The 9,278-nt window shown below is 67.9% G+C and carries 7 protein-coding genes and 1 pseudogene; 5 read left to right on the top strand and 3 right to left on the bottom strand.

Translation table 11 applies throughout. From position 1 onward, the window contains the following. Positions 1 to 589 precede the first annotated feature (589 nt). The gene (locus ABZ260_RS39330) at positions 590 to 1,051 is read right to left on the bottom strand and encodes a pyridoxamine 5'-phosphate oxidase family protein (protein WP_355627705.1); all 462 of its coding nucleotides are present in this window, start codon (positions 1,049 to 1,051) and stop codon (positions 590 to 592) included. 86 nt (positions 1,052 to 1,137) lie between these two features. On the opposite strand from ABZ260_RS39330, the pseudogene ABZ260_RS39325 reads away from it, so the two are divergent. Then, positions 1,138 to 1,422: pseudogene (locus ABZ260_RS39325) on the top strand (LysR family transcriptional regulator); the annotation flags it as partial. Between the two features lie 500 nt (positions 1,423 to 1,922). Here ABZ260_RS39325 and ABZ260_RS39320 read toward each other — a convergent pair. Beyond that, positions 1,923 to 2,411 carry a TetR/AcrR family transcriptional regulator C-terminal domain-containing protein gene (locus ABZ260_RS39320; protein ID WP_355627699.1) on the bottom strand — a complete coding sequence of 163 codons (489 nt, stop codon included), beginning with the start codon at positions 2,409 to 2,411 and terminating at the stop codon, positions 1,923 to 1,925. Positions 2,412 to 2,585: 174 nt separating this feature from the next. Between ABZ260_RS39320 and ABZ260_RS39315 the strand changes: the two genes are divergently transcribed. Then, the gene (locus ABZ260_RS39315) at positions 2,586 to 3,821 is read left to right on the top strand and encodes a beta-ketoacyl-[acyl-carrier-protein] synthase family protein (protein WP_355627702.1); all 1,236 of its coding nucleotides are present in this window, start codon (positions 2,586 to 2,588) and stop codon (positions 3,819 to 3,821) included. A 357-nt stretch (positions 3,822 to 4,178) separates the two neighbouring features. Here ABZ260_RS39315 and ABZ260_RS39310 read toward each other — a convergent pair whose 3' ends face one another. Then, a complete protein-coding gene (locus ABZ260_RS39310) occupies positions 4,179 to 5,267 on the bottom strand; it encodes an epoxide hydrolase family protein (RefSeq protein WP_355627696.1) in 1,089 nt (362 codons plus the stop codon). A gap of 876 nt (positions 5,268 to 6,143) precedes the next feature. On the opposite strand from ABZ260_RS39310, the gene ABZ260_RS39305 reads away from it, so the two are divergent. The 3 genes from ABZ260_RS39305 to ABZ260_RS39295 are packed head-to-tail and all read left to right on the top strand — an operon-like array spanning position 6,144 to position 9,240. Beyond that, entirely contained in the window at positions 6,144 to 6,908 is a 765-nt protein-coding gene (locus tag ABZ260_RS39305; RefSeq protein ID WP_355627694.1) for a TnsA-like heteromeric transposase endonuclease subunit, read from the top strand. Next, positions 6,878 to 8,968, top strand: a complete 2,091-nt coding sequence (locus ABZ260_RS39300; protein WP_355627691.1) for a Mu transposase C-terminal domain-containing protein — start codon at positions 6,878 to 6,880, stop codon at positions 8,966 to 8,968. The genes ABZ260_RS39305 and ABZ260_RS39300 overlap by 31 nt, the downstream gene beginning before the upstream one ends. After that, on the top strand, positions 8,965 to 9,240 hold the full coding sequence (locus ABZ260_RS39295) for a hypothetical protein (protein WP_355627688.1): 276 nt from the start codon (positions 8,965 to 8,967) through the stop codon (positions 9,238 to 9,240). Before ABZ260_RS39300 ends, ABZ260_RS39295 begins: the two co-directional genes overlap by 4 nt. The last annotated feature ends 38 nt before the right edge of the window (positions 9,241 to 9,278 follow it).

Genomic DNA, 9,278 nt, shown 5'->3' with positions numbered 1-9,278 from the left:
CTTCGGCTTCGAAGGCGAGCCGCCCTACACACCGGGCCTGCTCAACGAGGTCTACCAGTACGCCGAGGACTACCCGGAAATGGCCCCGAGGCTGGCGGAGCGGGTATACCCGCTCCGGCCCACGACGTCTGACGACCTCAGCGAGATCTGCTTTGGCTCAGCCTGTGTTCTGTGCGCCGGAACGCAGGCCGTTGAGCCCCTGCAACCACGTCGCCCCGCGACCTGCGGATACGCCTCTTGCCCGGCGTCAGCGGTGTCGGGTGGCTCAGCGACTCGTGGTTCTGCGCGTCCATGATTCCTCGAGCGACCACCTGGAAGCCGGATGTCACCGTGTCGTCGGCGGCCCTGCGGTAGCAGCCGTCGTCATCGGTCGTCCTCTCGCCGACGCAGTCCTTGCCGTCGATGAACTTGAGGCCTTGCCCCCGGAGGGGTCGACGCCGTGGATGCGGGTGTCCTGGCCGTAGTCGACGAGCAATACGCCCAGGTTGGCACCTTGAGCTCGGAACTGGTCTCTTGTGGATCTCAAGATTGATGGGTAGCTCGTCGCCGACGACCCGCGCGGGATGCCCGCAGTCGTGGTCGGGCCCTCCTACCGGGTGCGTGTGACGTGGAGTCGTGCGTCGGTGACATTGTCGAAGCGCGAATCCCCTCCCCGGATCAGGACGAAGTGTCGCCGCACGTCGGCGCAGTAGGCCCGCAGCGGGCCGGACGGCGCGAGGTCGTCGCCGGTGAGCTCCTTGCCTGTGGGGAGGCGGGCGTTGAGCATCGTCAGGGCCGCGACGGGATCGTCGGCGGGGCCGGCGGTCGCCTCGAGGTAAAGCGCCTCGGCACCACCTATAGGCGCGTGGGAGTCGAAGACCGTGATGGCCACGTCTGGGCGTTCGGCGATGTTACGGGAATGCCTGCTGTCCGGTGCCGACACCCAGACGAGCCGGTCCTCATCGCGGGCGGCGAAGAAGACGGGAGTGGCCCACGGCCGCCCTTGGCGATCGGCGGTGGCGAGCACGAGGTAGCGACTGTCGCCGAGCAGCCGGGGAACCATCGCCCACATGCCGGTCACCGGCCGCGGACCCGGTGGATGAGGTGCCTGGCGGCCGAGATCACCCCTGTCGGCGGTGAGATCCGTAATCGGGTCACATGCCTGTCCGTGGGCGCCGACCTGTCCACCGCGCTCGTGTTCGCCATCGTTCTCCCTTTGACTGCCGGCTTGCCGACACATCGTCGCGTTCACCGCAGGGCCTCATCAATGACGAGATCCGGGACAATCATTCAGCCATACTGAAGAATGAGGGAGCGGTGGAGCGTCAGGACATCGAGGTGTTCCTCGTACTCGCCGAGGAACTGCACTTCGCGCGCACGGCCGAGCGCCTCCATGTATCGGCTGCAACGATCAGCCAGACCATCGCCAAACTGGAGCGCCGGTTCGGCGCGCCGCTGTTCCGCCGCACCACCCGCCGGGTCGAGCTGACCTCGCTCGGCAGGCAACTCCTGGACGATTTGCGGCCCGCGCACGCACAAGTCCAGGCCGCGATCGCACGAGCGGCCGCGGCGGGGCACGGCATCACCGGCACGCTGGAGCTGAGCTACATGTCGGCCGCGGTGGCCCAAGTCGTCCTGCCGCTCGCCGACACCTTCCGCGACCGCGTGCCTGGCCGCCGGGTGACCATCCGCGAAACCGCGCTCGCCGACCTCTTCGGCCCCCTTCGCCGTCCGTATCGCCCTCTCGATGGTGGACGTCTCGCGGCGCGATGCGGACGACGGCCCGCAGAGCCTTCTCACTGCCCGATCTGCCCGGGGGCCTGCGGCCCCTGCGCGAGCCAGGCGCCGGCGACGCATGAGGGCCACCTCACTCCACCGGCTCAACGCGCAAGTGCAACCCCCCGGCACCGACGCCTCAGCGGGCGATCCGGTCCTGGTGCCGCTCATTCATGCATCGACCTTGCACGGACCGTGAGTACCCCGGCGAGGTCGATGTCGCTGGAGCGGCCGTCGAAACCGGACTCTGAGATCAGTCGCGCCCCGAGGACGGCGCTCCAGAAGGTTCGCGCCTCGGTATCGGCGGGTCGGTCGATGACCCAGTCGTGGCGTTCAAGGACCGCGGTGAGGTATCGCTGGGCCTGACGGAACAGTAGATCGAGGTTCTGCTGCACCAACGGCTGCAGTTCGGGCCGGTAACGCGTGATTGACATCGCCTGAACGGCGATCGGCACTGCCGGTAGTGACAGCGCTGTGCGCGCCAATGCCTCGCGGAACGCCTTGGGCGTGCGCTGTCGGCGACCGACTGGTTCCAGCCGCTCGGCGTCGCGAAGCAGCATCAGGAACGCCGCGTGAACGAACAACGCGTCCTTGGATCCGAAGTAGTAGGTGATCTGGTTGGGATGGGCGCCAGCCGTGGCCGCGATTTCGGCCACGCTCACAGAGCCGAAGCCACGCTCGGCGAAGAGCGCTACGGCCTGCTCGAGGAGCTGCGCACGGGTGCGTCGGCCGCGGCTTCGGGGCGGTTCGCTCATGGACACCCTATATTTGTATGCAATACAACTAGGTCCGCGCAAACCCCAGCACAGCTTTCACTTGAGGAGGTCAGCATGAGCGCACACGACGTCGTCATCACCGGACTAGGCGCGACCACACCGCTCGGCGGGGACATCGACTCTCTGTGGGAGGGTCTGCTCGCGGGGCGCTCCGGCGTACGCAGAATCGACGAGTTGATGTCGTCGTTCCGCCACGCCGACGAGCTGCCCACGAAGATCGCCGCCCCCATGGCCGTCTCCCCCGACGAGGTACTGTCCCGCGTCCAGGCCCGACGCATGGACCGCTGCCAGCAGGCCGCGCTCGTCGCCGCCCAGCAGGCTTGGGCCGATGCCGCCGCACCTGAAGTCGACCCGGTCCGCCTCGCGGTAGTGATCGGTACCGGCATCGGTGGCATCAACACCCTCCTGAACCAGGATGACTTGATAGAGGAGAAAGGGCCCAACCGGATCTCTCCTCTCACCGTCCCCATGCTGATGCCAAACGGGCCAGCCGCCTGGGTCAGCCTGGAGTACGGCGCCCGCGCCGGCGTCTACACACCGGTCTCCGCGTGCGCATCGGGAGCCGAGGCCCTCGCCCTCGCCGCCCAGCTGATCCGATCCGGCGAGGCCGACGTCGTCATTGCCGGCGGCGCGGAGGCTGCCATCACGCCCCTGACCATTGCCGGGTTCGCCCAGGCACGCACATTGTCAAAGCGTAACGACGACCCCGAACGTGCCTCACGGCCATTCGACGTCAGCCGTGACGGCTTCGTGCTCGGCGAGGGCGCCGGCATCATGATCCTGGAGCGTGCAGACTTCGCGGCCGGGCGGGGCGCTCGCCCGATTGGCCGGCTGGCCGGCTTCGGCATCACCTCGGACGCCCACCACATCACCGGCCCGGACCCGACAGGCGCTGGCCAGATCCGGGCGATCCTCAAGGCTGTCTCGGCCGCAGGACTCCAGCCCGCAGACGTTGACCACGTCAACTGCCACGCGACGTCCACCGTCGTGGGCGACGCGGGGGAAGCAGCCGCCATCCAGCGGGCACTCGGAAACGACGTCGTTCTCACCGCGCCCAAATCCAGCATCGGCCACCTCGTCGGCGCCGCCGGCGCGGTCGAGGCCATCATCACCCTTCTGTCGGTCACCGATAGTGTCATCCCGCCCACCCTCAACCTCGAACAGAAGGCCCCCGAGGTCGAGCTGGACATCGTCAGCGGCGAGCCTCGTAAGCAGCACCTTGGGGCAGCGCTCTGCAACTCCTTCGGGTTCGGCGGGCAGAACGTCTCCCTGCTCTTCACCGCCCCCTGACGACCCCCGACCGACGGTAAGCCTTCAGGCCAGTCGTTCCTCGACCTGGCACGCCAAGCGGCCGACGCCACATGTGACCGTCGGCGGCGTTCAGGCCGCGAGATGGAGCTTGCTGACGGGGCGACGAGGACCGACGAAGTCGGCCTTCGCACTGATGCTCAAGTGACGCGGTCGACTACGTTGCCAGGGCGGTGCAGGTCCCGGCCTGGACCTGGCGTTCTACGAGTGGGACGGGCGTACCAGCAAGGACCACCGTACTGACATCCGCAAGTTCACCGGGTTCCGCGAATTGGCCGCGAAGCTCCGGGGTGCCCGGGAGTTGGCGGCCAGCAGTGTCTCCTAGCGGGTGGCGACCCGTTAGTCGTACTTGATGTGGGTAAGGAAGAAGTCCCGGACGTCCTCGGCGAGCAGCTCTGGCACCTCCATCGCGGCGAAGTGGCCGCCGCGCTCGAACTCCGACCAGTGCCTGATGTCGTACAGCCGCTCGGCCAGCGGTCGCACCGACTGCGTGATGTCGTGCGCGAACACCGCCACGCCAACCGGTACCGGGCACGGCTCGATCCGCCGCGAAGCCTCGCGGTGCAGCCGCGCCGAGGAAGCCGCGGTGGCGGTCAGCCAGTACAGCGAGATGTCGGTGAGCATCCGCTCGTCACTGATGTGCGAGCGAGGGTCCGTCCACTGCGCGAAGCGCTCGGCGATCCAGGCCAGCTGGCCGACCGGCGAGTCGGTCAGCGCGTAGCCGACGGTCTGCGGGGTGGCGGCCTGCAGAGCCTGGTACGGCGGACGATTCGCCATCAGCTGCCTGATCTTGTCCAGCCGAGCTTCATCCGTTTCGGACAGTTCAATGTCGGCGTCCGGGACCGGCGCGGTCGGCAGGTAGTTGACGTGCACCCCGACGACCTGCTCGGGTGCCACCGTGCCGAGCGCCGTTGAGATGCCCGAGCCGAAGTCGCCACCCTGCGCGCCATAGCGCTCGTACCCGAGACGGCGCATCAGCTCGGCCCAGGCCCGCGCGACTCGGACGATGCCCCAGCCGCGCTCGTGGGTCGGCCCGGAGAAGCCGTAACCCGGGATGGACGGAATCACCAGGTGGAAGTCGCGCGACAGCGGCTCGATCACGTCGAGGAACTCCAGGAACGAACCGGGCCAGCCGTGGGTGAGGATCAGCGCGAGCGCGTCCGGTTTCGAAGACCGGACGTGGACGAAGTGGATGTTCTGGCCGTCGATCTCGGTGGTGAAGTGCGGAAGCTCGTTGAGCTTGGCCTCATGCTCGCGCCAGTCGTAGCCGGTGCGCCAGTATTCGGCCAGTTCCTTGAGCCGCGCCAGCGGGAAGCCGTAGTCCCACCCGGCGTCGGCGACCTCGTTGGGCCAACGGGTGCGGGAGAGCCGGTCGGTCAGGTCGTCGAGGTCGGCCTGGGGGACGTCGATGCGGAACGGCTTGATCATGGTCTTAACTCCAGGGGGATTCATTCGGCGCCCAAATGTTCGGACGACGGGCGACGACGAGCTGCGAGGTGAGCCTCGACATGGATTTGCGCGCGGCCCGGGTGGCCTGCGGCCGGAGTGAAAATCTCGGTGAGCTCGTAAGGCAGGACGAGGTGGGGCTGCCGTGCAGGAACACCACTGGCGACTCCCCCTGCCCGGTCTCTGTGCAGGCGAGGTAGAAGTCGATGACGGCGACAGTATGCATGATCACTATGTCCTTCGATGAGTTGCGTGTCGGACTCTAGATCTGCACACCCCAAATCGTCAACTTTCCAACTAATATCATCGCAACCGTCACCAAAAGAACCATTGGCCTGCTAGCATCACGCCAGGAGGTGAGGCTCCTTGCCAGGCAAGGAACGTCATAGCTCAAGCCCACTACCGGCTGCGCCACCTCGGGGATCATCAGCTCGCGGCGCACGGCCTGCGCACCCGCCACTTCGCCTTGCTGCCGGTAGGGCCAGCGCCTCTGCCGTCAGCACAAAGCCAATCGGCGGATCGCGGTATTCCAAACCTGGTTACGCGGCGCTACTTCGACCGCTAAGGACATGGTCGGGCGAAGGCCCCTTCGCTTCGTCAGCTCGGTGGTCTGCCATCGTGGGGAGCGCGCCCGACACGGCGGGCGTTGCTGGGGTCCCGGTAGTATCGGCGAAATTTTCAACGGATACGCAGATCAGAGCTCCCTTAAGAACCTTCGGGCACAGCTTGGAAGGTGGGTGTCGGTTGCAGTTGAAGCTGTCGGTGTTCGCGTGTTGTTGTCGGTGCTCGTGTCGGTGTTCAGGTTGAGTTGTCGGATTCCCCTTCGGCTCCGATCTTGGTGGGGCAGAATGCTCGGTCATGACGGCTTTGCACGCGCTGGCCGGCGGGATGGATGCTCCTCCTCCGGACGGGGAGTTCGAGGTCCGGTACGTCGCTGAGGGCAGTGGGCTACAGCATGTCCCGCTTGATGAGGCGGGTGGGGTGCGGTTCGAGGTGGCATCGCCGGCGCGGGGGTTTGTCTCCTACAAGGGGCAGCGGAACTTCCCGGGGTTGTGGTGGTCGGCGACGGTCGGCGGGCACGTGGGTTATGAGTCGTGGCTGGAACGCGATCATCTGATGCTGTTGGACTTCGACCCGGCGGTGGTCGGGATCTCCTCACAGCCGTTTTGGCTGTCGTGGTCGACGGAGGAGGGCAAGGTCCGCTCGCACGCGCCGGACTACTTCGCCCGGCGCGCGGACGGTTCGGCACTGGTAGTGGATTGCCGACCCTTGGAGCGGATCAAGCCGCGGGATGCGGTGAAATTTGAGGCCACCCGGCGGGCGTGTGAGCGGCTGGGGTGGGATTACCGTGTCGTGGGCGCGGTGGATGCGATGGTGGGCGGGAACGTGCGGTGGTTGTCGGGTTATCGGCATCCGCGGCATGCGCGCGATGAGGTCACCACGGCGCTGTTGGCGGCCTTCACCGAGCCGACGGAGTTGATGGCTGGGGTGCAGGCGGTTGGTGATCCGATCGCGGTGTTGCCGGTGCTGTTTCACCTGTTGTGGCGGCATGAGTTGGTGACCGATTTGTCGGTGCCGTTGCATCCGCTGGCGTGGGTGTCGGCGGCGAGGCGGGCGGTCTGATGGGTGCGGTGTTGCGTCCCGGCGACTGGGTGCATTTCGACGGCGGTGAGCACCAGGTTGTGGCGTTGGCCGGTACGTCGGTGCGGCTGCGTTCCAGCGAGGGCGCCGAGTTGGTGGTGCTGGCGTCGTACTTGATGGTGTCGCCGGGTTTCGGGCTGGTGGAGGGTGCGCCGCTGCCGGCGATTGAGCCGATGGGGCTGCTGGACGGGCTACCCGAGGACGCGGTGGCCGCGGCCAAGCAGTGGCAGCGGCATGTGGTGGAGGTCGAAACGGGGCTGCCGCCGGAGGCGGGGCCGGGGACGAAGGCGCGGCCCGAGTACGACCCGGTCGCGCGTTCGCTGACGCAGCGCATCAAGGCCAAGGCCGCCGAGTTGGGGGTGAGCGCGCGGACGGTGGAGCGGATGCTGGCGCGCCATCAGCGGCAGGGGTTGTGGGGGTTGGTGGATCAGCGGGCCACCCGGGCCGGGGAGACGACGGGGCGGGCCGATGCCCGGCTGGTCGCGGCGATTCAGGAGGTGCTGGACGCCAAGACGCACACCTCGACGGGGACGCGGTCGCGGTTGATCCGCCGAGTGGTCAAGCAGGTGGAGGACACTTACGGTCCCGGGGTGGTGCCGTTGCCGGGCCGCACCACGTTCTACAAGCTGATCGACCGGTTGGCCACCGGACGGCACGCCTTCGGCTCGGCGGTGACCCGGCGGCAGACGGCCAACCGGCCTGCCGGGGCGTTCACGCCGACGTTGGCGGCCCGCCCGGGCGAGCAGGTGCAGATCGACTCCACGCCGATCGATGTGATGGTGCTGGCCGATACCGGGCTGCCGGTCCGGGCGGATTTGACGATCGCGGTCGATGTCGCCACGCGCACCATCTGCGCGGCGGTGCTGCGGCCGGTGGGTACCAAGGCGGTCGACGCGGCGTTGCTGCTGGCCCGGATGCTGGCGCCCGAGCCGATGCGGCCGGGCTGGTCGAATGCGTTACGGATGTCCTCCTCCCAGCTGCCGCACCAGCGCCTGGTCGACATCGACGCGCGGATGGAGATGGCGGCCGCGCGGCCGGTGATCGTGCCGGACACCGTCGTCATCGACCAGGGCAAGGTGTTCGTCTCGCACACCTTCGTCCGGGCGTGTAAGCGGCTGGGCATCTCGGTGCAGCCGTGCCGTCCGGGCACCCCGACCGACAAGGCGATCGTCGAGGCGACGCTGGGGTCGATCAACTCGCTGTTTTGTCAGCATGTCGCCGGTTACACCGGCCCTAACCCGACCCGGCGCGGCGCGCAGGTGGAGGCGGTCTGGAGCGTCTCGCAGCTGCAGGATCTGCTGGATGAGTGGTTGATCTGCGGCTGGCAGCATCGCCCGCATGATGCGCTGCGTGATCCGTTCGCACCGCGCCGGACGATGTCGCCCAACGACCGCTACGCCGCACTGGTGGCGGCGGCGGGTTATCTGCCGCTGACGCTGTCAGGTGAGGACTATCTGGAACTGCTGCCGGTGAAGTGGCAGAAGATCAACGCCTACGGGATCCAGATCGATTACCGCACCTACGATTGCCCGGAGCTGGGCCCGTGGCGGTTGCAGCACTCGGGGGTGGCCGCCAAGAACGGCCTCTGGGAGATCCACTACGACCCTTACGATCTGTCGCAGGTGTTCGTACGCACGCCGGACGGCTGGGTGAGCGCCCCGTGGACGCACCTGCCGATGGTCGCGGCGCCGTTTGCGGATTTCACCTGGCGCTACGCTCGCCGCCTGACCGCCGAGGCCGGGTTGGACGACACCAACGAGACCGTGGTGGCCACGGTGTTGGACGCGCTGCTGACCCGGGCTCAGGCCGGCCCCGCCGATGCTGGGGACGCGCTGGTGGACGTCACCGGATCGCGCATCACGGCCCGCACCCGTCTCGGCGCGGCTGCTCACCGCCCTCCCGTATTGGAGCCTGCCGACCCGCAGTCGTCCGAGCCGCCCGGGCGGGTCGAGGCGGCTGAGGAGCCCGGCGACGCGCTGACCGGGACGGTGGTCCCGCTCGGGATCTTCGACGTGGAAGCGGAAGCGGAAAGGTGGATATGACGCGCAGCTTCGACGCCTGGCCGGACTTTCCCGGCGCCGACGGAGGAGGCGGGCAGGTTCCTCCCGATGCGCCGCTGACTACGAAGGAGGGGTGGCGGCACTTCGTCGACTACCAGCCCACCCCGCCGGTGCTGCTCGCGGCTGACGAGCTGCTGGCGCTGTCGCGTCGTGAGCGCGCCGCCTACGATGAGGGCCGCCGCGACTACCACGGCGACCTGCCGCTGGTGAACACCCCGACGATCCGCCATACGACATGTCGGCCATCTCCTTGATGTCGGCACCGGCCGCGAAGACCCGTCCCCCGTAGACG

It is taken from the genome of Streptosporangium sp. NPDC006013, from assembly GCF_040614275.1.
Taxonomy (GTDB): domain Bacteria; phylum Actinomycetota; class Actinomycetes; order Streptosporangiales; family Streptosporangiaceae; genus Streptosporangium.
Note: the sequence above shows the minus strand (reverse complement) of the source record. Positions and strands in the feature narration are given on the sequence as shown.

Bases quoted from the DNA above. Each gene is read 5' to 3' on its own strand.
- ABZ260_RS39305 (WP_355627694.1), top strand. From the start codon at position 6,144: ATGACGGCTTTGCACGCGCTGGCCGGCGGGATGGATGCTCCTCCTCCG.
- ABZ260_RS39310 (WP_355627696.1), bottom strand. From the start codon at position 5,267: ATGATCAAGCCGTTCCGCATCGACGTCCCCCAGGCCGACCTCGACGAC.
- ABZ260_RS39315 (WP_355627702.1), top strand. From the start codon at position 2,586: ATGAGCGCACACGACGTCGTCATCACCGGACTAGGCGCGACCACACCG.
- ABZ260_RS39295 (WP_355627688.1), top strand. From the start codon at position 8,965: ATGACGCGCAGCTTCGACGCCTGGCCGGACTTTCCCGGCGCCGACGGA.
- ABZ260_RS39330 (WP_355627705.1), bottom strand. From the start codon at position 1,051: ATGTGGGCGATGGTTCCCCGGCTGCTCGGCGACAGTCGCTACCTCGTG.